The following is a 20967-nucleotide window of genomic DNA, read 5'->3' as shown; positions in this document are numbered from 1 at the left end:
CCGGGTTAAGCCCGGCATGACTTTTTATGGGGATCGCATGAGCCTTCCTGATTTTGTCTATGATCCGCCGACCGAGCCTTGGCTGACCGTCCTTTATGAGGACGCGGATATCATCGTGCTTGATAAGCCGAGCGGGCTGCTCTCGGTGCCCGGGCGTGGGCGCGAGATGCGCGACAGCCTTGCATGGCGGGTGCAGAAGGATCGCCGCACTGCCACAGTCGTGCACCGGCTGGATCTCGACACCAGCGGCATCATGGTGATGGCCCTGAACATGGACGCGCACCGCCATATCAGCCGTCAGTTTGAGAACCGCGAAACGGATAAATTCTATACCGCGCTCGTTGAAGGCGACGTGGAAGCAGGCGAGGGCGAGGTGAACCTGCCGCTGATCGTCGACTGGCCGAACCGCCCGAAGCATATGGTCGACTTTGATAACGGCAAGCCGTCGCTGACACGCTATAAGGTGCTGGTGCGGGAGGGTGGCAACACGCGGGTGGCGCTCTATCCGATCACCGGCCGGTCGCATCAGTTGAGGGTGCACATGCAAGCCCTGGGGCATCCGATCATCGGTGATCCGCTTTATGCGACCGAAGCAGGCAGGGCCGCCGCCCCGCGCCTGTGCCTGCATGCTACCGAACTTTCCTTTGCGCACCCGGCCACGGGCGAGGCGCTCACTTTCCGCTCGGATGTGCCGTTCTGAGGAAAAAGTAACGGCCATGCCGGGCATGGCATGGCCGCACGCTTCAAGGTATCTGGTACTTATCTCACGATCCGCTTACGCATAGGCCGGGACGGAGAAGAACAGCTTGATGGCAAAAAGAGTGGATTTGAAAAATCCCATCAATGCCCCCCTTTCCATAGTTGCATGAAACTGCAAACACGGAACATGCCTGCCGAGGGCGCTCCGGCGCGGCCAATCTGGCCGATCCGGCACTGGATATGGAGATGTCTGGACAGGTGCTGGCAATTGCACCCTTCGCCCCCCGGCTAGTCCTTATTCTCCCGTTGGCCCGCGCCCTCGAAAAATGCACAGGCAAAGCGGACGCTATCACAATTTTATTAAAATGCCTATCGATCTTGTGGCCGCCCAGAATGCTGCTTGCCGCCCCTCACGTCGTTGGCTAAAAGCATGGCATGACAAAGGCATTTTCCATATGGATGGCACAGATCAACCCCACTGTCGGGGCGATCGCCGGCAACGAAACCCTCATTGAGGCCGCCTGGGTTGAGGGCAAAGCGCACGGCGCCGATCTGGTGCTGACGCCGGAGCTTTCGGTCGTCGGCTATCCGCCCGAAGATCTGGTCCTGAAGCCCTTTTTCGTGCGTGAAGCGGAAGCCGCGGTGGAGCGGCTGGCGGCCATGACAGCAGCCGGTGGTCCGGGCCTTGTGGTTGGCGCGCCGTGGTTGTCGGATGCGGGGCTTCATAATGCCGCACTTCTCTTGGCCGACGGCCGGGTCGAAGCTGTGCGGTTCAAACACGAATTGCCAAACTATGGCGTGTTCGATGAGAAACGAGTCTTCGTTTCAGGAACACTGCCGGACCCGGTCGGTTTTCGCGGCGTGCGCATCGGCCTGATGGTCTGCGAGGACATGTGGTTCCCGCGCATCTCCAGCCATTTTGCCGCCAGTGGCGTCGATTTCATGATCGTGCCGAACGGCAGCCCGTTCGAGGATGGCAAGGGTGGCGAACGCGTTGCCCATGCCCGTAACCGCGTGGCGGAAACCGGTGTGCCGCTTCTATACTGCAACCAGATTGGCGGGCAGGACGAACTGGTGTTCGACGGTGCCAGCTTCGCGATGGACCGCGATGGCCGCCTTGCTGTCACCATGGATGCGTGGGCAAGTCAGGGCATGCTCATCCGGCTTGACGCAACCGACAAGGGCTATGTGGTTGCTGGCGGGCATCGGGGGTACGATCCCGACCGGATGGAAGGCCTGTATCAGGCCATGATGCTGGCACTTCGCGATTATGCGGGCAAGAACCGTTTCCCTGGCGTGATCCTTGGTATGTCGGGCGGTATCGACAGCGCCCTTTCGGCAGCTGTTGCCGTAGATGCGCTCGGGGCCGATGCCGTGCACTGCGTGATGATGCCGTCGCGCTACACATCGGGCGAAAGCCATACGGACGCCAAGGCATGCGCAGAAGCCCTTGGGGCCCGCTACGATATCATCTCCATCGCACCCGGTGTGGAAGCGATGGACACGATGCTGGCCGATGCCTTCAAGGGATCCAACGCCGACACGACGGAAGAGAATATCCAGTCGCGCCTGCGTGGCGTCACGCTGATGGCGCTTTCCAACAAATACGGCAAGATGGTGCTCACCACCGGCAACAAGTCCGAAATGTCGGTCGGTTATGCCACGCTCTACGGTGACATGTGTGGCGGCTACAATATTCTGAAGGACGTCTACAAGATGGACGTTTTTGCGCTCGCGCGCTGGCGCAACAGCCATGTGCCGCCGGGCGCCAAAGGGCCGAGCGGGGTCGTGATCCCCGAGAATATCATCTCGAAGCCGCCAACGGCCGAACTTCGCCCCGATCAGAAGGACGAGGACAGCCTGCCGCCCTATGAAGCGCTGGATGACATGCTCCGCTGTCTGGTTGACGAGGAAATGTCGGTCGCCGAGGTTGTGGCACGCGGCCATGACGCATCGGCTGTTGCACGAATCGAGCACCTGCTGTACATCGCCGAGTACAAAAGGCGGCAGGCCCCGCCGGGCGTCAAGCTGACGCGCAAGAACTTCGGCCGCGACCGGCGCTACCCGATCACCAACGGGTTCAGGAGCGCGCGGCGAGGCTGATCGCCCCGCGTGGGGGCTTATCCCCACCGATCAAGGATTGAGAAGAATGACTGTGAAGGTACGTTTCGCCCCGTCTCCGACCGGAAAACTCCATGTCGGGAACATCCGCGCCGCGCTCGTGAACTGGCTGTTCGCGCGCCAGCAGGGCGGCACCTTCTTCCTGCGGATCGACGATACGGACCGCGAACGTTCCACGCTCGAGAACGAGGAAGCGATCAAGCGCGACCTCGCATGGCTTGGCCTGAATTATGATGACACCTTCCGTCAGAGCGAGCGTTTCAGCCGTTATGACGAGGTGGTGGCTGACCTCAAGGCAGCTGGTCGCCTGTATCCCTGCTATGAAAGCGCTGAAGAGCTGGAAATGAAGCGCAAGATCCAGCTCGGTCGCGGCCTGCCGCCGGTTTATGACCGCGCAGCCCTTGCCCTGACGGACGAGGACCGCGCCAAGCTTGAAGCCGAGGGCCGCAAGCCGCACTGGCGTTTCATGCTTGAAGTGCCGGCCCGCGTGGAGTGGAATGATCTCATTCGCGGCACGCAGTCGATTGATATGGCGGCCCTTTCCGATCCGATCCTCGTGCGCGAGGATGGTTCGTACCTCTATACGCTGCCGAGTGTGATTGACGACGTGGACTATGGCATCACCCATATCGTGCGCGGTGAAGATCATGTGACCAACTCGGCCGTGCAAGCCCAGATTTTCGAAGCCATCGGCGGCAAAGTGCCGGAAATGGCGCACTTTGCACTCCTTACCGGCAAAAGCGGCGAGGGCCTCTCGAAGCGCCACGGCGCCATGTCAGTCGAAGAATACCGCGATGAAGCAGGCATCGAGCCCATGGCCATCATCTCGCTGCTGGCGCGCCTTGGTACCAGCGAGCCTATCGAGGCGTTCGTATCGCCGGAGCCCCTGATTGAAGGCTTTGCCTTCTCGAAATTCGGCCGTTCGACCGCAAAGCTCGATCCGGCTGACCTCGACATCCTCAATGCCAAGATCCTGCACGCCACGCCGTTCGCGCTGGTTGCGGATCGGCTGGACGGCCTTGACGAGGCTTTCTGGGAAGCGGTGAAGCCGAACCTCAACAAACTTGCCGACGTGAAAGACTGGCTCGCCATCGTGCGCGGGCCGGTGACACCGGTGATCGAGGACGCGGCTCATATGGCAAAGGCGCTTGAGCTGCTGCCTTCGGGTGAGCTGACAGGCGAGACCTGGGGCGCATGGACGAACGCGATCAAGGAAGCGACGGGCGTGAAGGGCAAGGGCCTCTTCATGCCGCTGCGCCTGGCGCTGACAGGGCAGGAACGCGGGCCGGAAATGGCGACACTGCTGCCGCTGATCGGTCGTCAGAAGGTTGCGGCGCGCCTCAGCGGGGAAGCCGCATGACGGAAATCCGTCTTTACAATACGCTTGCCCGCGAAAAGCAGGTCTTCACGCCCATCGACCCGAAGAATGTACGGATGTATGTCTGCGGGCCGACCGTTTGGGACTTTGCCCATATCGGCAACGCGCGGCCTGTGGTGGTCTTCGACACGCTCTTCCGGCTTCTTTGTCATGTATATGGTGAAGAACACGTCACATATGCCCGTAATATAACGGATATTGACGACAAGATCATGAAGCGTGCGGCGGACGAGGGCGTCGGCATCGACGTCATCTCGGACCGCTACGCCAAGGCGTACAGCGAGGATATGGGCGCGCTCAATGCCCTTGATCCGTCGGTCAAGCCGAAGGCGACCGAGCATCTGCCGGAAATGATTGCCATGATGCAGACATTGATCGCCAAGGGTCACGCCTACGAAGCCGAAGGCCACGTGATGTTCCATGTGCCCTCGATGCCGAATTACGGCCGTCTGTCGCGCCACAGCCGCGATGAACTGGTGGCGGGCGCGCGGGTTGATGTCGCTCCCTTCAAGCGCGATCCGGCGGATTTCGTGCTGTGGAAGCCCTCCACCGACGATCAACCCGGCTGGGAAAGCCCGTGGGGTCGTGGCCGCCCCGGCTGGCACCTTGAATGCTCCTGCATGATCGAGAAGCATCTGGGCGAGACCATCGATATTCACGGCGGCGGGCAGGACCTGATCTTCCCGCACCATGAAAACGAGATCGCGCAATCCGAATGCGCGCACGGGGGCCATACCTTCGTGAACTACTGGATGCACAATGGTTATCTGACCGTGGACGGCGAAAAGATGTCGAAATCCCTCGGCAACTTCCACACCGTGCATGACCTGATCGCCGATGGCCATGCCGGCGAAGCGCTGCGCCTTTCACTGCTGACCGCACATTACCGCCAGCCGATTGATTTCAGCCTTGATAGCGTCGCGGAACAGAAGCGACGGCTGGATAAATGGTACCGCGTGACGGACGGCGTGACGGCAGCCGCTGACGTGCCCGCCAGCGTGATCGAAGCCCTCAGCGATGACTTGAACACGCCGAAGGCGCTGGCGGCACTTGATGCGCTTGCTGCGCCCGAAACGGCAGCGGACCTGAAGGCTGGCGCGCAGTTCATGGGGTTCCTGCAAGCTGGCTCTGCGGAATGGTTCCGCGGTGAGGGCGATGCGTCGGCCATCGAAGCGCTGATCGAAGAACGCATCAACGCCAAGAAGAACAAAGACTTCGCTCGCGCCGATGCGATCCGTGCCGAGCTTCTGGCGCAAGATATTGTCCTTGAGGACGGACCGGGCGGCACGACTTGGCGGAAGGCTTGATGATGAGTGATCTTCAGCCCGCCATCATTCTTGTGCGGCCGCAGCTTGGCGAGAATATCGGCAAGGCGGCGCGGGCCATGCTCAATTTCGGACTGACCGACATGCGGCTGGTGGCGCCGCGCGACGGTTGGCCGAACCCGGCGGCTGGCCCTGCGGCATCTGGCGCTGATGTGATCCTCGATAACGCGAAGGTCTTCGATACGGTCGAAGAGGCGATTGCCGACTGCACCAGCGTTTATGCCTCCACGGTGCGGGACCGCGACATGCCGAAGCCGGTGGTAACACCGCGTGTCTGTTCGGCCGAGATGCATGCCGCCATTGCGCGCGGCGAGCGGCCTGCAATCCTGTTCGGGCCCGAACGTTCCGGCCTTTCAAACGACGACGTGGCGCTTGCGGACACGGTGCTGACCGTGCCGGTGAACCCGGAATTCGGCAGCCTCAATCTCGCCCAAGCAGTGATCTTGCTGGCATATGAATTCTCGCAAGCTGTGGATAAAACCACGCCGATCCAGCCCGCACACCCCGATGGCGCTGCGCCGAAATCGGAGTTTCTGGGGCTGATCGAGCATCTGGAAGCAGCACTTGAAGGCCGTGGCTTCTTCCGCAGCGAAGACCGCCGCGCCACGCAGAAGCGGATGCTGCAGAATCTGTTTCACTCGGCTGGCTGGTCTACGCAGGAAATCCACACCATGCGCGGCATCATCCGCTCGCTGACGCGGGACGGGCAGGGCGAATAACCCCGCCCGGTTGCCGATCAATCATTCAGAAGCTTCGCCACGCGCGGCGCGAAATAGGTCAGCACCCCATCGGCGCCAGCGCGCTTGAAGGCTGTCATTGCCTCAAGAATGACTTTGTCGCCGTCCAGCCAGCCATTCTGCACGGCGGCCATCAGCATCGCATACTCGCCGGACACCTGATAGGCATAGGTCGGCGCGCCGAACTGGTCCTTCACCTCGCGGATGATATCAAGATACGGCATGCCGGGCTTGATCATCACGCTGTCGGCGCCTTCAGCGATATCCATGGCGACCTCGCGGATGGCTTCCAGCCGGTTGGCGGGGTCCATCTGGTAGGTTTTCTTGTCGCCTTTCAGCACGCCACCCGATCCCACGGCCTCGCGGAATGGGCCATAGAAGGCCGACGCATATTTGGCGGCATAGGCCATGATCTGCACATTCTGGAAGCCGGCCTTGTCCAGCTCGGTGCGGATTGCGCCGATACGGCCGTCCATCATGTCGGACGGTGCGATGATATCGGCGCCTGCTTCAGCCTGAACGACAGCTTGCTGCACCAGCACGCCGACCGTTTCATCATTCAGAATCACCCCGTTTTCAACGAGCCCGTCCTGGCCGTGGCTGGTGTAGGGATCGAGCGCCACATCGGCCAGGAGGCCAATTTCCGGCACGGCATCCTTGATGGCGCGCATGGCGGTGTTGATCAGGTTATCGCGGTTGAGGGCTTCGTCGCCCCGCTCATCACGCTTGTCTTTCGGCGTGGAGGGGAAGAGGGCAATGCACGGGATGCCAAGGGCTGCGGCTTCCTTCGCGGCCACAACAGCAAGGTCAACAGACAGCCGCTCCACACCCGGCATCGAGCCAATGGGCTGGCGCACACCTTTGCCTTCGCATATAAAAATAGGCCAGATCAGGTCGTCCGGCGTCAGGATTGTCTCGCGCATCATGCGGCGCGACCAGTCATGTGCGCGGGGGCGGCGAAGGCGGGTGAGGGGGAAACGAACGGTCATCTTTAGCCTCGTGCGAAACCGGAAACGGCAGCGACCCTAACGCCTTGGCAAACTTCTGTCATGTGCTTCATCACTGTTGCGAAAAATTGCTGGCAATTTTAGGTTTAACTTCGCGTTAAGCTTTGTGCGAAACAGTGCGGCAAATGGTAACAGTTCGACGAAAATTCGGACAGAAATCAGGCGAACGAAAATGAACGACTACAATTTTGACGATCCCAAGTTCCTGTTCCACGACCTTCTGTCGCTGGTCGAGCGCCTTCACCGCCGCCTTCTTGACGTGATCAAGGACCAGCTTGACCGTGCCGGCCTTGAGGACTTGAACCCCGTTCAGGCGCTGCTCGTCTACAATATCGGCGAGAATGAAATGACGGCGGGTGAGCTGAAAACCCGCGGTTATTATCAGGGCTCCAACGTTTCCTATAACCTCAAGAAACTGGTCGAGATGGGCTACATGCGTCATGAGCGGTCAGATTTCGACCGCCGTTCGGTGCGTATCTCGCTGACAGACGAGGGCTATGTGGTGCGGGATATGGTCGAGAAGCTCTACCAGAATCACCTGGAAGAGATCCTCGCCGACAACCTGTTGTCGCCGGAGGAACTGAAGAGCCTGCGTCGCAATCTCAGGAATCTTGAACGCTTCTGGTCCGACAAACTGCATTTCGGGATGTAAGTCGCACCTTGCTGCGACAAATTGGCCACTGGACTACTTTCGTATGGTTGCGCTAAACATGCCGCGCCGATACACTGGCGCGGTATATGACAGTTGGACAGTGCCCGATGGATTACGAAAAAGTATTCGCTGACGCGATTGCCGCCATTCAGGCTGAGGGGCGTTATCGCGTCTTCGCGGATATTTCCCGCCACCGGGGGGAATTCCCCCGCGCGACCCGCTTTGACGCCGGCGACAATGCCCGCGCCATCACGGTCTGGTGCTCCAACGATTATTTGGGGATGGGCCAGCATCCGACGGTGCTGGAAGCCATGCACAAGGCGCTTGATGAAACCGGCGCTGGCGCCGGCGGCACCCGTAACATCGCGGGCAACCATCATTATCATGTGCTCCTGGAGCGCGAACTGGCCGATCTCCACGGCAAGGAATCTGCGCTTCTTTTCACTTCGGGCTATATCTCGAACGAGGCGACGCTTTCGACGCTCGCCAAGGTTCTGCCGAACTGCATCGTCTTCTCGGACGCGCTGAACCATGCCTCGATGATCCAGGGCATCCGCAACAGCGGCGCCGAGCGCCACATCTTCCGCCATAACGATCTTGAACATCTCGAAGAGCTTCTGAAGGCTGCTGATCCGTCGCGCCCGAAGCTTATCGCGTTTGAATCCGTTTACAGCATGGACGGCGACATCGCGCCGATTGAAGCCATCTGTGATCTGGCCGACAAATATGACGCCATGACCTACCTTGATGAAGTGCATGCCGTTGGCATGTATGGTCCGCGTGGTGGTGGCGTTTCTGAACGCGACAAGGTCGCGCACCGCCTGACCGTGATCGAGGGCACACTTGGCAAGGCATTTGGCGTGATGGGCGGCTATATCGCTGCATCCAAAACGTTGGTTGATGTCGTGCGCTCGATGGCGTCGGGCTTCATCTTCACGACCTCGCTGTCGCCGGTGCTGGCAGCAGGGGCGCTGGCCAGCATTCGTCACCTGAAAGTCAGCCAGATCGAACGTGACGGTCAGCAGGCTCGCGCGGCCGAACTGAAACGCCGCTTCCGGGCCGCCGGACTACCGGTGATGGACTCGGTCAGCCATATCGTGCCGCTTTTCGTCGGCGACCCCGTGCTCTGCAAGGAAGTGTCCGACACGCTCCTCAATGAATACGGCGTCTATGTGCAGCCGATCAATTATCCGACCGTGCCGCGCGGGACCGAGCGCCTGCGCTTCACCCCCGGCCCCATGCATGACGACAGCATGATGGACGCGCTTGTCGCTGCCCTTGTCGATATCTGGGCGCGGCTCGGGCTCAAGAAGAAAGCGTCCTGACCGGGCGCGACACCATGGCAGGCGCCGGGGTCATCATCGAATTCATCAAGATGGGCACTGTCGTGAAAGTCACGGCTGTGTGCGAACGCACGGGGCTTGAAGTCAGCATCGTTGGCGACCCGCGCGTGAGCCGTATGGAGCTTGAGCGCCTGGCCATCCGCAAGCTTGAATATGTGCGTGCCAAGAAGGCTGGCGGGCAGGGTGGTGGGGGCACGTCCGGCGGGCGAGGCGGCATCCTTACCTGACAAATAATAAGGTTAATGCCCCAAAGTAAAAGCCCGGCAGAAACCGGGCTTTTGCAAGAATTCAGCGTTAATTTTATCAGCGCTTGCCGAGGCCGATTTTTTTCGCGAAGGCGGACCGCTGCTTGGCGTAATTCGGGGCGACCATCGGGTAATCGGCCGGCAGGTTCCACTTTGCACGATATTCCTCAGGGGTGAGATTATAGCGCGTGCGGAGGTAACGTTTGAGCATTTTCAGCTTCTTACCGTCCTCAAGGCAGATGATGTAATCGTCCGTATAAGATTTTTTCGGCGATACCGCAGGTTTCTGTTCGACCGGCTGCGACTCGGCTTCGGCCCCGTTGAGCGACGACAGGGTGCTGAATACCGAATGGATCATGCGTGGCAGATCGTCCGTCGAAATCGTGTTATTGCTTACGTAGGCCGTAACAATATCAGCCGTAAGCGCAAGCACATCTTCTCCGATTAGCTTCTGAATTGCATTCCCGGACATTAAAATCCACCTCGACTTCTTGACATGTGATGATTTTATATTGCTGAAAGCAGGGGGGCTTTCAACAAGAAATAGCGATGACGTGCCACTCAATAGCTTTGAATTGGTTAAGCTTCCGCTAATTTTCCGAAAATTTTATCGATTGTCGGAAGCTAGTTTAAATTGCGCCGATCCATATACGCTCGTCTTGGGTTGCCGGATCTATTGTGCTAAGACGCGGCGGAGAAGAAGACTGGCTGAAAAGGCTCGACTGTACTTTTCCTCGCGACAGAAATTCCCCAACCGTTACGAATGGACCGATCATGAGCGCCAAACCCATCGCCCTTGCTTCCGATCATGCCGGATTTGCCCTCAAGGAAAAAATCAAGGAGTGGCTCGCCGCTCGTGGTTATGAAGCGCTGGACTTGGGTGCGCACGGCCTTGAATCCGTCGATTATCCTGATTTCGGCACAGCTGTCGGCGACGCGATTGCGGCAGGCAAGGCCGAGCGTGGTGTTATCGTCTGCGGCTCGGGTATCGGTATTTCGATTGCGGCCAACCGCAATCCCGCGGTGCGTGCGGCACTTTGCCAAAGCGGCCTGATGGCCCGCCTGTCGCGCCAGCATAACGACGCCAACGTACTGGCCCTTGGTGCGCGCCTTATCGGCGACGAGGTAGCCATCGATTGCCTGAATGAATTCCTCGACACACCGTTCGAGGGTGGCCGCCATCAACGCCGGGTCGACAAGCTCGGCATTAAAGGCTAAAGACGCGATCAACCGGTTTCTGAGCATAGCGCACGAGGTACTTTCCATGAGCAAATTTACCCAGGATGGCTTCTTTTCGGCCCATGTGGCCGCAACCGATCCCGAGCTGAAAGCCGCCCTTGACGGCGAGCTGACCCGTCAGCAGAACCAGATCGAGCTGATCGCGTCTGAAAATATCGTCAGCCGCGCGGTGCTTGAGGCACAGGGTTCGGTCCTGACCAACAAATATGCCGAAGGCTATCCGGGCAAGCGCTACTATCAGGGTTGCCATCAGGTGGATATCGCCGAGAACCTGGCGATCGACCGCGCCAAGAAGCTTTTCAATTGCGACTTTGTGAACGTGCAGCCGCATTCCGGTGCGCAGGCGAACGGCGCCGTGATGCTGGCGCTTGTGAAGCCGGGTGATACCATCCTCGGTATGTCGCTCGATGCCGGTGGCCACCTGACGCATGGTGCGGCCCCCGCACTTTCGGGCAAGTGGTTCAATGCCATTCAGTATGGTGTGCGCCGCGAAGACGCGCTCATCGACTATGACGAGGTCGAGCGCCTTGCCAAGGAACACAAGCCGACCCTGATCATCGCCGGCGGCTCGGCTTATCCGCGCGAGATCGATTTCGCCCGCTTCCGCCAGATCGCCGACAGCGTCGGTGCCTACCTGATGGTTGACATGGCCCACTTTGCCGGCCTCGTGGCGGGTGGTGCGCATCCTTCGCCGCTGCCGCATGCCCATGTGGTGACGACGACGACCCACAAAACGCTCCGTGGCCCGCGCGGCGGCATGATCCTCACCAATCACGAAGATGTGGCGAAGAAGATCAACTCGGCCGTCTTCCCCGGCCTGCAGGGCGGCCCGCTGATGCACGTGATTGCCGCGAAGGCCGTGGCCTTCGGTGAAGCGCTGCGCCCCGAGTTCAAGGCCTATGCAAGCCAGGTTGTGAAGAATGCCGTGGCGCTTGCCGCCCGCATGAAAGAGAACGGCTTCGACATCGTCTCTGGCGGTACCGACACCCACGTTGTGCTTGTCGACCTGCGGCCCAAGGGCCTGACAGGCAAGGCCGCCGACGAGGCGCTCGAGCGCGCCCACATGACCTGCAACAAGAACGGTGTGCCCTTCGATCCCGAGAAACCCTTCATCACGTCGGGTATCCGCCTTGGCACGCCCGCCGGCACCACGCGCGGTTTCGGCGAGGCCGAATTCATCGCGATTGCTGACATGATCACCGAAGTGCTGGATGGCCTGAAGGCCAATCCGGACAATAACGAGGCTGCCGAAGCTTCGGTCCGCGCCAAGGTGGCCGATCTTTGCAAGCGCTTCCCGATTTACGAAGACCTTGCCTGACGCTAGGCTGGCCGGTGCGGATGGGGGTTCGTACCGGCCGGTTTACAAAGGGGGATTTGATCAATGCGTTGCCCGTTCTGTCAGCATGAAGATACCCAGGTGAAGGATTCGCGGCCCACGGAAGACAATTCCGCGATCCGTCGCCGTCGCTCCTGCACCGCCTGCGGTGCCCGCTTCACGACGTTTGAACGCGTGCAACTGCGTGAACTGACCGTGATCAAACGCAACGGCCGCCATGTGCCGTTCGACCGCAACAAGCTGGAACGTTCCCTCGATATCGCGCTCAGGAAGCGTCCGGTGGAATCCGAGCGGATTGAACGCATGATCAACGGTATCGTCCGCCAGCTTGAATCGCTGGGTGACAGCGAAGTGCATTCCGACCAGATCGGCAAGCTGGTGATGGAGGGGCTGGAGCGCCTCGATCAGGTTGCATATGTCCGTTACGCCTCGGTATATCGAAATTTCCGTGAAGCTTCCGACTTTGCAAACTTCCTCAGCGGCATGGAGCCGTCTGACGAGGACGCCGGGGAAGCATGAGTGGCAGGCGCACCCCAGCAGCCGGATGACGCGCGCCTGATGGGCCATGCGCTGGCGCTGGCCCGCCGTGGCCTCGGCCGCACCTTTCCGAACCCTTCCGTTGGCTGTGTGATCGTCGGGGATCGCATCATCGTTGGCCGGGGCTATACCCAACCCGGCGGCAGGCCACACGCCGAAGCCGAAGCCTTGAGAGAGGCGGGCACTGCAGCGCGCGGTGCCACTGCCTATGTTACGCTTGAACCCTGCGCCCACCATGGCAAAACACCGCCCTGCGCCGAAGCACTGGTTGCGGCGGGTGTTGCCCGTGTGGTGACGGCGGCAGGCGACAGTGACCCACGCGTGGCGGGTCGGGGAATTGCCATCCTCAAGGCGGCCGGCATTGCGGTGACCGAAGGGGTGCGCCGCGCCGAAGCAGAGGTGATCAATGCCGGCTTCTTCTCGCGCGTCGCAACCGGCAGGCCGGGCTTCACCCTCAAGATGGCAACAAGCCTTGATGGCCGCATTGCGCTGTCAAATGGCGAAAGCCGCTGGATCACGAGCCATGATGCCCGCCGCATGGGCCATATGATGCGGGCCGCGCACGATGCGATCCTTATCGGCATCGGTACTGCGCTTGCCGATGACCCTGTGCTTGATTGCCGGGTCGAGGGGCTCGAGGACCGCTCCCCCATCCGCATTGTGCTGGACCGCAGTTTGCGTTTGCCCGTGACATCGAAACTCGTGCAGTCGGCATCCCGGTTGCCGCTTTGGGTCGTCACCGAAGTCGCAGGCGGGGCGGGCAGCGATGCCCTTGTGTCGGCAGGGGTAAAGGTTTTGGTCGTTCAGGATATCCGCGACATGAGTGCTGTTGCAAAGCGCCTGGGCGACGAGGGCCTCACCCGCGTGCTTGTGGAAGGCGGCGGAGAGGTGCATGCCTCGTTCCTGAAGGCAGGGCTCGCTTCGCGAGTTGAACATTTCGTGAGCGGTATGGCGCTTGGCGGCGATGCAACACCTGCAATCGCCGCGCTTGGCTTGACGGCGCTTGGCTCAGCGCCCAGATTTAAACTTCAGGGGATGCGCCCGCTCGGGCCCGATGTTCTTGCATCCTGGATCAAGGAAGAGTAACGAGGCGGCATGTTTACGGGCATTGTCACGGATGTGGGCGCGGTCAGGGCGCTCGAAAAAGGCGGCGACCTTCGGGTCGTCATCGGCACCGGCTACGATCTCTCCGACGTCGCCATCGGGGCCTCCATCGCTTGCGGGGGCGTTTGCCTCACGGTTGTCGACAAGGGCGACGACTGGTTTGCGGCAGACGTTTCGGATGAAACGCTGCGGGTGACCGCGCTCGGTGACTGGCAGGTCGGCAGCCTGATCAATCTTGAACGCTCGCTGAAGCTCGGGGACGAGCTTGGCGGCCATATCGTCACCGGCCATGTCGACTGCGTGGGCGAGATCGTTCGGTTTGAAGCCGTCGGCGGCTCGATTGCCATGGATATCAAAGTGCCGGCGCGCTGGGGCCGTTATGTTGCCGAAAAGGGCAGCGTTGCCATCAACGGCACGTCGCTGACCGTCAACAAGGTGACAGATACGGCGGATGGCACCGTGATCGCCATCAATCTCATTCCCCACACGCAGGAAGTGACGAGCTTCCGTACCGCCAAGGCGGACGACCGGGTGAATGTGGAATTCGATATTCTTGCGCGCTATGTGGCGCGGCTGACTGAAAGGGCCTGATCCGTGCCGCAATCCTACCTTTCACCCATCGAGGACGTGATCGAAGATGCCCGCAATGGCCGCATGTTCATCCTTGTGGACGATGAAGACCGGGAAAATGAAGGGGACCTGATCATCCCCGCCCAGATGGCGACGCCGGATGCAATCAATTTCATGGCGAAATACGGGCGTGGTCTTATCTGCCTGCCGCTCACCCGCCAGCGCGTGGCGGAGCTTGGCCTGCCGCTGATGAGTTATAATAACGAAAGCCGCCACCAGACGGCCTTCACGGTTTCGATCGAAGCCAAGACGGGGGTGGCGACCGGTATTTCAGCCGCAGACCGCGCCCGTACCATCGCGGTTGCTATCGATGCGTCGAAGGGCAAGGACGATCTCGCCACCCCTGGCCACGTTTTCCCGCTGATGGCGCGTGACGGCGGCGTGCTGGAGCGTGCCGGCCATACCGAGGCATCGGTCGATATTTCGCGCCTTGCCGGCCTCAACCCGTCTGCCGTGATCTGCGAGATCATGAATGACGATGGCACCATGGCGCGCCTGCCGGAGCTGGTGGAATTCGCGAAACAGCACAAGATGAAAGTGGCCACGATCCGTGATCTGATCGCTTACCGCCTGAAATATGATCATCTGGTGGAAACCGTGGCGACGTCCACCTTCCGCCGCCGGAGCGGGGCGGAATGGACCGTCCGCGTTTACAATGCCACCTCGGATCGCCGCGAGACCGTGGCGCTGGTGCTGGGTGATATCGATGCCGATACGCCGACCCTTGTCCGCATGCATTCGATGAACCCGTTCGAGGATATGCTGGACGGCGCAAGCCCGCGTTCGGGCCAGCTTGGCCGCGCACTTGATGTGATTGAATCCGAGGGCAGGGGCGTGGCTGTCCTGTTCCCGGGACTGGCCGGCATGCGCCCGTCGCAGGCACTTCAGGCGAAAGCGCCGTCTGGCGGGCATCATAACGAACTGCGGGACTACGGCATCGGTGCCCAGATCCTGCGCGATATCGGTGTGCGCCACATGATTCTGCTGTCAAACTCCTCAAGCCATGTCGTGGGCCTTGATGGCTATGGCCTCGATATTGTAGAACACCGCCCGATCCCCGGCGCCTGAATGGTGCCCGCCGCGTCCTGAAGGTGCGGCTGAACAAAGAAAAGGAATGACGCCGTGTCCGACCCCAAGCCGCATCTTCTGATCGTGGAAGCGCGCTTCTACACAGATATCGCTGACGAACTCGTCGCCGGCGCCATCGACGCCATCGAAAAGGCGGGCGCCACGTTTGACCGCGTGGATGTGCCCGGTGCCCTTGAAATTCCTGCTGCCATCAAGTTCGCCCATTCCGGTTCCGGCCTTGATTACGACGGCTATGTTGCCCTTGGCTGTGTGATCCGCGGTGAGACCACGCACTATGACTATGTGTGCGGCGAATCCGCCCGTGGCCTGCAGGAACTGGCGCTGAAATACAATCTGGCTGTCGGCAACGGCATCCTGACCGTTGAAAACGACGATCAGGCCTGGGCGCGCGCGCTGCGCACCAAGAAGAACAAAGGTGCCGATGCCGCCAACGCCGCGATGCGCATGGCGACGCTCCGCAAAAGCTTCGGCGTCATCTGATGAACGGACAAGCCCCAAAAAAGCCCGGCGGCCCACGTAGTGCTGCACGCCTTGGTGCCGTTCAGGCCCTGTATCAGCTCGGGGTCAGCGAAGATCCGAAAGTGCCGCTGGTGATCGAGGAATTCATTCGTCACCGCCTTGGCGCCGAGATCGAGGGTGATCAGTATGTGGAAGCCGACACCGAGCTTTTCGGCGATATCGTGAAAGGCGCGTGGGAACGCCGCGCAGACCTTGACGAAGCGATCCGTGACTGCCTGACAGCGGACTGGCCGCTCGAACGGCTTGAGAGCATTATCCACGCCATTTTCCGTGCCGGCGCCTACGAGCTGTCGGCCCGCCCGGATGTGCCGACCGCGGTTGTCATCAACGAATATCTGGATGTCGCCCACGCCTTTTATGAGCGCGCGGAAGCGGCTTTCGTGAACGGCGTGCTGGACAAACTTGCCCGCACCGCACGGAGCTGAGCTTCATGGCGGCCGTGCCCCAGGGATGAGCCGGGAGTTTGACCTGATCGGGCGCTGTTTCGCGCCGCTCGCGGGCCCTGAGGGGCTCGGTCTTCTTGACGATGCCGCGCTGTTCACCCCCACACCGGGGCAGGATCTGGTGATCACCAAGGATGTCCTTACCGAGGGCATCCATTTTCTGTCCGGTGTCGATCCCGCAGCCCTTGGCTGGAAGTCTCTGATGGTCAACCTGTCGGACCTTGCTGCCAAGGGTGCCACCCCGCGCCTTTATTTTGTAGGCCTTTCCGCACCGAAGGATACCCCGGACAGCTGGTTTGAAGGTTTTGCCGAAGGCTTGCGCCGAGCGCAGGAAGTCGGCGGTTTGACACTTGCGGGCGGCGACAGCACGGGCTCGACCGGCCCCCGCACCATCAGCATTACGGCCATAGGTGAATGTCCGGGTGACGCCATGATCCGCCGCAATGGTGCCACGGTTGGCGACGATATATGGGTGAGCGGCACGCTGGGTGATGCAGCCCTCGCCTTGGACGCCATCCTCAAGGGCCGGACGCCTGACGAAGGCTTGCGCCAGAGGCTCGAACAGCCCGTGGCACGGGTGGCGCTTGGCAGTCAGTTACGGGGACTTGCAACAGCGTCAGCAGATGTTTCCGACGGGCTGATTGCCGATGCCGGGCATATCGGCAAGGCTTCCGGCGTACGGATGGTGATCGAGCGGGCAGCGCTGCCCGTTTCAGCCGCCGCGGAGGAAAGGTTGGCGTCCGAACCGAGCCTCGACCGCTGTGTCTGGGCGGGCGGAGACGATTACGAGCTGGTTTTTACAGCACCCTCTTTTCTTCGGGAAAAGGTGCTGGCGGCAGGCACGTTGGCAGGCGTGCCTGTTACCCGGATCGGGCGGGTGCAAGCAGGCACCGGTGTCGTGATGGTTGATCGGGCAGGGATGCCTGTGCAAACTGGCGCCGGCGGTTACAGTCATTTTGGCGATTGAGTGGAAAGGGAGAGAGTATGGCAGCTGAGGGCGCAACAGAATCGGGTGGCGGCAAAGGGGGCAAGATGCTCCTGATTGTCGGCCTTGCCCTGGGGCTTGGCCTTGGTGCAGGGGGCGGCTTCTTCCTTTTCGGCAATCAGGCGGAGGAAGGTGTGGCAGACGAGCATGCCACAGCCGAGCCTGAAGTGCCGGCAGGCCCCACTGATCCGCAAAGCCATACGATCGAACGGCTTGCTGTGCCGATCTATGCCTCGCGCGGCGGCAAGATGAGCTTCCTTGGCAACTATTTCATCGACCTCACGATTGAGGTGGACGGCGCTGAAAATCTGGAAAAGGTCCGCGTGGCCGGCCCGCGCCTGCAACATGCCTTCATTTCGGCGATCAGCAAGACCGACCTGATGCGCGCCGACAGTCCGATGGAGCTTGATCTCGACAAGGCGGCAGAGGTGCTGAAGGAGCGCGCCAACAGCGTGCTCGGCAATGATGTCGTCTATGCTGTCAGTGTCTCGAAAGCGGTGCGCGCCTCACGCTAATTTCCAATAACGGCATATGAATCAATGGGAAAGCGCTCCATCCAGGGCGCTTTTCGCGTTTCAAAGTGCCCCCTTGCGCCTCGTGAAATCGATCCCTAGACTGATCCTGTTCGACCTTCGGAAGTATGGGGGGAGGTCGGGCCGTTAACGTGAGTGGCCTCGGGGTAGGCAGACTGTTACGCGTTCAATGCCCCTGAAGGCTGCTCGCCAAGTGGTTAAACCATATTGGGTCTCAGAGTTCGGCCTGTTCGAGGGGGATAATTCACATGCAAGTGTTATACGCTGCTATTCTGTGCGGCGTTCTGGCCGTGGTTTACGGCATCATTACGCGTCAATCCATTCTGTCGGCCTCTGCCGGCAACGAGAAAATGCAGGAAATCGCAGGCGCCATCCAAGAGGGCGCAAAGGCTTATCTGAACCGCCAATACCGCACCATTGCGATTGTCGGCGTGGCTGTCGCCATCGCGCTCTTCTTTGCCATCGGCGGCCTTGCGGCCGCCGGTTTTGTAATCGGGGCCGTGCTTTCGGGCGTGGCGGGCTTCATCGGTATGCTGATTTCGGTGAAAGCGAACGTCCGCACCACCGAAGCTGCGCGCACCAGCCTGCAGGCGGGCCTGACCATCGCTTTCAAATCGGGCGCCGTGACCGGCATGCTGGTGGCGGGCCTTGGCCTCATCGCGATCGCCGGCTACTACACTTATCTCACCGGCGCGCGGGGATATGACCCGACAAGCCGTGAGGTGATCGATGCGCTTGTGGCGCTCGGTTTCGGTGCTTCGCTCATTTCGATCTTCGCGCGTCTTGGCGGTGGTATCTTCACCAAGGGTGCAGATGTGGGCGCCGACCTTGTCGGCAAGGTGGAAGCCGGCATCCCCGAAGATGACCCGCGCAACCCGGCCGTGATCGCCGATAACGTGGGCGATAACGTGGGTGACTGCGCCGGTATGGCGGCGGATCTTTTCGAGACCTATGTCGTCACTATCGGCGCCACCATGGTGCTGTCGGCCCTGTTCATCACGAGCAGCACCGCTGCCGTGATGAGCTTGCCGCTCATTATTGGCGGGGCCTGCATCATCACCTCGATCATCGGTACCTATTTCGTGAAGCTCGGCAAAAGCCAGAATATCATGGGGGCGCTCTACAAGGGTTTCACCGTCACGGCGCTTCTCTCTGCCGTCGTCATGTGGTTCGCGATGGAGTGGGGCTTGGGCGGCGATCTTGGCACGGTGATCACCACCAAGTCGGGGATGACCTTCACCGGGGTTGATCTCTATTATTGCGGCATCGTTGGCCTTGTGGTCACCGGCCTCATCATCTGGATCACCGAATACTACACGGGCACTGACTATCGGCCTGTGCGGTCCATCGCAAAGGCTTCGGAAACCGGCCATGGCACCAACGTGATCCAGGGCCTTGCCGTGTCGCTGGAAGCCACAGCGCTGCCGACCATCGTGATCTGCGTGGGCATCATCGTGGCCTACAATATGGCAGGCCTCATCGGCCTTGGCTTTGCGGCCACCGCGATGCTGGCGCTCGCCGGTATGGTCGTCGCTCTTGATGCCTACGGCCCGGTTACCGACAACGCCGGCGGCATTGCCGAAATGGCAGGCCTTGAGGATGACGTGCGGGAACGCACCGATGCCCTTGATGCTGTCGGCAACACCACGAAAGCGGTCACCAAGGGCTATGCCATCGGTTCGGCAGGCCTTGCTGCCCTCGTGCTGTTCGGCGCCTACACGGCAGACCTTGAAACCTACTTCGGGCATGTGACGGTCGATTTCGGCCTTTCTAACCCCTATGTGGTGGTCGGCCTGTTCCTGGGTGCCCTGCTGCCGTACCTGTTCGGGGCAATGGGCATGACCGCAGTCGGCCGCGCCGGCGGTGCGGTTGTCGAGGAAGTTCGTGCCCAGTTCCGGGAAAATCCCGGTATCATGGCCGGCACTTCGAAGCCTGATTATGCACGTTCGGTGGATCTTCTGACCAAGGCTGCCATCCGCGAGATGATCGTGCCGAGCCTTCTGCCGATCGCGGCACCCATCGTCACCTTCTACGTGATCAAGGCGATTGCGGGCGAGGGGGCGGCTTTTGCGGCCCTCGGCGCGCTTCTCCTAGGTGTGATCGTCGGCGGCCTCTTCGTGGCGCTTTCCATGACCGCCGGCGGCGGCGCGTGGGACAATGCCAAGAAATATATCGAGGACGGCCATCACGGCGGCAAGGGGTCAGAAGCCCACAAGGCGGCAGTGACTGGCGACACGGTTGGTGATCCTTACAAGGATACGGCAGGCCCTGCCGTCAACCCGATGATCAAGATCACCAATATCGTGGCCCTTCTTCTCCTCGCCATGATGGCGCACTGAGAGAGGCAAGACCCTAAAAAAGAAAAGCCCCGGTTTCGGCCGGGGCTTTTGCTTTGAAGCGTTGAACGCGGCGATCAGCCGTTCGGGCCGACCGTCCCTTCGGCACCCACCGGAGCCTGACCGGAGAAGCGGCCGACATTCATGAAAATCTGCTGGAAGATGTTCAGTTCACGGCCGCGCGTCGGTGTCTTGTCCGCGACTGGCGTGATGGTGCGCGTGTGCGAAAGGTCGTAGTTCGTGATTTCCTCAACCACGCCCGCATCGTTGAAGCGGATGGCAAGCACGCGGTGTTCCTTGGGGTCGGGCCAGAAGACCGGGCGCACGCGCACGGTTGTCGACACATAATACCAGGTCGCATCGCTGAATTCGCCCGGCAGCGTCGGCGTGCCGAGGGTCGATGTCACGGAGTCGCGGTTGTCAACGCCGGGCTGGATGGCGGCGGCCAGTTCCTTGTCGAACACATAGCCACGCACCATGCGCGTATCGCTGCAGGCGCCGAGGCCAACGGCAAGCGTGGCAACGGCAATCAGGCGGGCCGGAAAGGCAGTCTTGGAAATCATGCGGGTCCTGTCCAGTTTCAAATCTGCCGGATCGGGGCATCGGCCTCACCCGGCGGGTTGCCCCATTGATAGCCCCTAATCATTGCGCCGCGCAAGGCTCCATGATAAGCCCCTCCGCTACAAAAGATGTTTCTCGGAAGGTTAGG

At 60.7% G+C, this 20967-nt stretch carries 22 protein-coding genes; 19 read left to right on the top strand and 3 right to left on the bottom strand.

Features of this window, described 5'->3' with window-relative positions:
• The first annotated feature begins 37 nt into the window (after window positions 1-37).
• From OU694_RS05715 to OU694_RS05695, 5 genes are all read left to right on the top strand, one after another.
• A complete protein-coding gene (locus tag OU694_RS05715) occupies window positions 38-700 on the top strand; it encodes an RluA family pseudouridine synthase (RefSeq protein ID WP_308910019.1) in 663 nt (220 codons plus the stop codon).
• A 434-nt stretch (window positions 701-1134) separates the two neighbouring features.
• Window positions 1135-2802: an NAD+ synthase gene (locus OU694_RS05710; protein WP_308910018.1), complete on the top strand. Its 1668-nt coding sequence runs from the start codon at window positions 1135-1137 to the stop codon at window positions 2800-2802.
• Window positions 2803-2848: 46 nt separating this feature from the next.
• Window positions 2849-4180, top strand: a complete 1332-nt coding sequence (gltX, locus tag OU694_RS05705) for a glutamate--tRNA ligase (RefSeq protein WP_308910017.1) — start codon at window positions 2849-2851, stop codon at window positions 4178-4180.
• Complete coding sequence (gene cysS, locus OU694_RS05700; protein ID WP_308910016.1) at window positions 4177-5505, top strand: cysteine--tRNA ligase; 1329 nt, start codon at window positions 4177-4179, stop codon at window positions 5503-5505. Before gltX ends, cysS begins: the two co-directional genes overlap by 4 nt.
• Before the next feature lie 2 nt (window positions 5506-5507).
• Window positions 5508-6242, top strand: a complete 735-nt coding sequence (locus OU694_RS05695) for an RNA methyltransferase (protein ID WP_373460257.1) — start codon at window positions 5508-5510, stop codon at window positions 6240-6242.
• Window positions 6243-6259: 17 nt separating this feature from the next.
• Here OU694_RS05695 and hemB read toward each other — a convergent pair whose 3' ends face one another.
• Window positions 6260-7249, bottom strand: coding sequence for a porphobilinogen synthase (hemB, locus tag OU694_RS05690; protein WP_308910014.1), 990 nt, complete (start codon window positions 7247-7249; stop codon window positions 6260-6262).
• 190 nt (window positions 7250-7439) lie between these two features.
• On the opposite strand from hemB, the gene OU694_RS05685 reads away from it, so the two are divergent.
• The 3 genes from OU694_RS05685 (at window position 7440) to OU694_RS05675 (ending at window position 9489) form a co-directional block, all read left to right on the top strand.
• On the top strand, window positions 7440-7919 hold the full coding sequence (locus tag OU694_RS05685) for a MarR family winged helix-turn-helix transcriptional regulator (protein WP_289502514.1): 480 nt from the start codon (window positions 7440-7442) through the stop codon (window positions 7917-7919).
• Between the two features lie 107 nt (window positions 7920-8026).
• A complete protein-coding gene (gene hemA, locus OU694_RS05680) occupies window positions 8027-9244 on the top strand; it encodes a 5-aminolevulinate synthase (RefSeq protein WP_308910013.1) in 1218 nt (405 codons plus the stop codon).
• Window positions 9245-9258: 14 nt separating this feature from the next.
• On the top strand, window positions 9259-9489 hold the full coding sequence (locus OU694_RS05675; protein ID WP_308910012.1) for a DUF6898 family protein: 231 nt from the start codon (window positions 9259-9261) through the stop codon (window positions 9487-9489).
• A 76-nt stretch (window positions 9490-9565) separates the two neighbouring features.
• Here the strand turns inward: OU694_RS05675 and OU694_RS05670 are convergent, their stop codons facing one another.
• The gene (locus tag OU694_RS05670) at window positions 9566-9979 is read right to left on the bottom strand and encodes a Ros/MucR family transcriptional regulator (protein ID WP_308910011.1); all 414 of its coding nucleotides are present in this window, start codon (window positions 9977-9979) and stop codon (window positions 9566-9568) included.
• A 302-nt stretch (window positions 9980-10281) separates the two neighbouring features.
• Between OU694_RS05670 and rpiB the strand changes: the two genes are divergently transcribed.
• From rpiB to OU694_RS05615, 11 genes are all read left to right on the top strand, one after another.
• A complete protein-coding gene (rpiB, locus tag OU694_RS05665) occupies window positions 10282-10725 on the top strand; it encodes a ribose 5-phosphate isomerase B (RefSeq protein WP_308910010.1) in 444 nt (147 codons plus the stop codon).
• A gap of 46 nt (window positions 10726-10771) precedes the next feature.
• Entirely contained in the window at window positions 10772-12064 is a 1293-nt protein-coding gene (gene glyA / locus OU694_RS05660; RefSeq protein ID WP_308910009.1) for a serine hydroxymethyltransferase, read from the top strand.
• 63 nt (window positions 12065-12127) lie between these two features.
• A complete protein-coding gene (gene nrdR, locus OU694_RS05655; RefSeq protein WP_308910008.1) occupies window positions 12128-12601 on the top strand; it encodes a transcriptional regulator NrdR in 474 nt (157 codons plus the stop codon).
• Window positions 12602-13705, top strand: a complete 1104-nt coding sequence (ribD, locus tag OU694_RS05650) for a bifunctional diaminohydroxyphosphoribosylaminopyrimidine deaminase/5-amino-6-(5-phosphoribosylamino)uracil reductase RibD (protein WP_308910007.1) — start codon at window positions 12602-12604, stop codon at window positions 13703-13705.
• A 9-nt stretch (window positions 13706-13714) separates the two neighbouring features.
• Entirely contained in the window at window positions 13715-14314 is a 600-nt protein-coding gene (locus tag OU694_RS05645) for a riboflavin synthase (RefSeq protein WP_308910006.1), read from the top strand.
• Window positions 14315-14317: 3 nt separating this feature from the next.
• Entirely contained in the window at window positions 14318-15421 is a 1104-nt protein-coding gene (gene ribB, locus OU694_RS05640; RefSeq protein ID WP_308910005.1) for a 3,4-dihydroxy-2-butanone-4-phosphate synthase, read from the top strand.
• A 54-nt stretch (window positions 15422-15475) separates the two neighbouring features.
• Complete coding sequence (locus OU694_RS05635) at window positions 15476-15922, top strand: 6,7-dimethyl-8-ribityllumazine synthase (RefSeq protein WP_308910004.1); 447 nt, start codon at window positions 15476-15478, stop codon at window positions 15920-15922.
• On the top strand, window positions 15922-16386 hold the full coding sequence (gene nusB, locus OU694_RS05630) for a transcription antitermination factor NusB (RefSeq protein ID WP_308910003.1): 465 nt from the start codon (window positions 15922-15924) through the stop codon (window positions 16384-16386). Before OU694_RS05635 ends, nusB begins: the two co-directional genes overlap by 1 nt.
• Before the next feature lie 25 nt (window positions 16387-16411).
• Window positions 16412-17371, top strand: a complete 960-nt coding sequence (gene thiL, locus OU694_RS05625; protein WP_308910002.1) for a thiamine-phosphate kinase — start codon at window positions 16412-16414, stop codon at window positions 17369-17371.
• Window positions 17372-17388: 17 nt separating this feature from the next.
• Window positions 17389-17904 (top strand): hypothetical protein, encoded by a 516-nt coding sequence (locus tag OU694_RS05620; protein ID WP_308910001.1) that lies wholly within the window; start codon window positions 17389-17391, stop codon window positions 17902-17904.
• Between the two features lie 266 nt (window positions 17905-18170).
• Complete coding sequence (locus OU694_RS05615) at window positions 18171-20261, top strand: sodium-translocating pyrophosphatase (protein ID WP_308910000.1); 2091 nt, start codon at window positions 18171-18173, stop codon at window positions 20259-20261.
• A 74-nt stretch (window positions 20262-20335) separates the two neighbouring features.
• Here OU694_RS05615 and OU694_RS05610 read toward each other — a convergent pair whose 3' ends face one another.
• On the bottom strand, window positions 20336-20821 hold the full coding sequence (locus OU694_RS05610) for an outer membrane protein assembly factor BamE (RefSeq protein WP_308909999.1): 486 nt from the start codon (window positions 20819-20821) through the stop codon (window positions 20336-20338).
• Window positions 20822-20967 lie beyond the last annotated feature (146 nt).

It is taken from the genome of Pseudokordiimonas caeni, from assembly GCF_026719705.1.
GTDB classification, from domain to species: Bacteria; Pseudomonadota; Alphaproteobacteria; order Sphingomonadales; family Kordiimonadaceae; genus Gimibacter; species Gimibacter caeni.
This window is presented reverse-complemented; position numbering and strand designations above follow the sequence as displayed.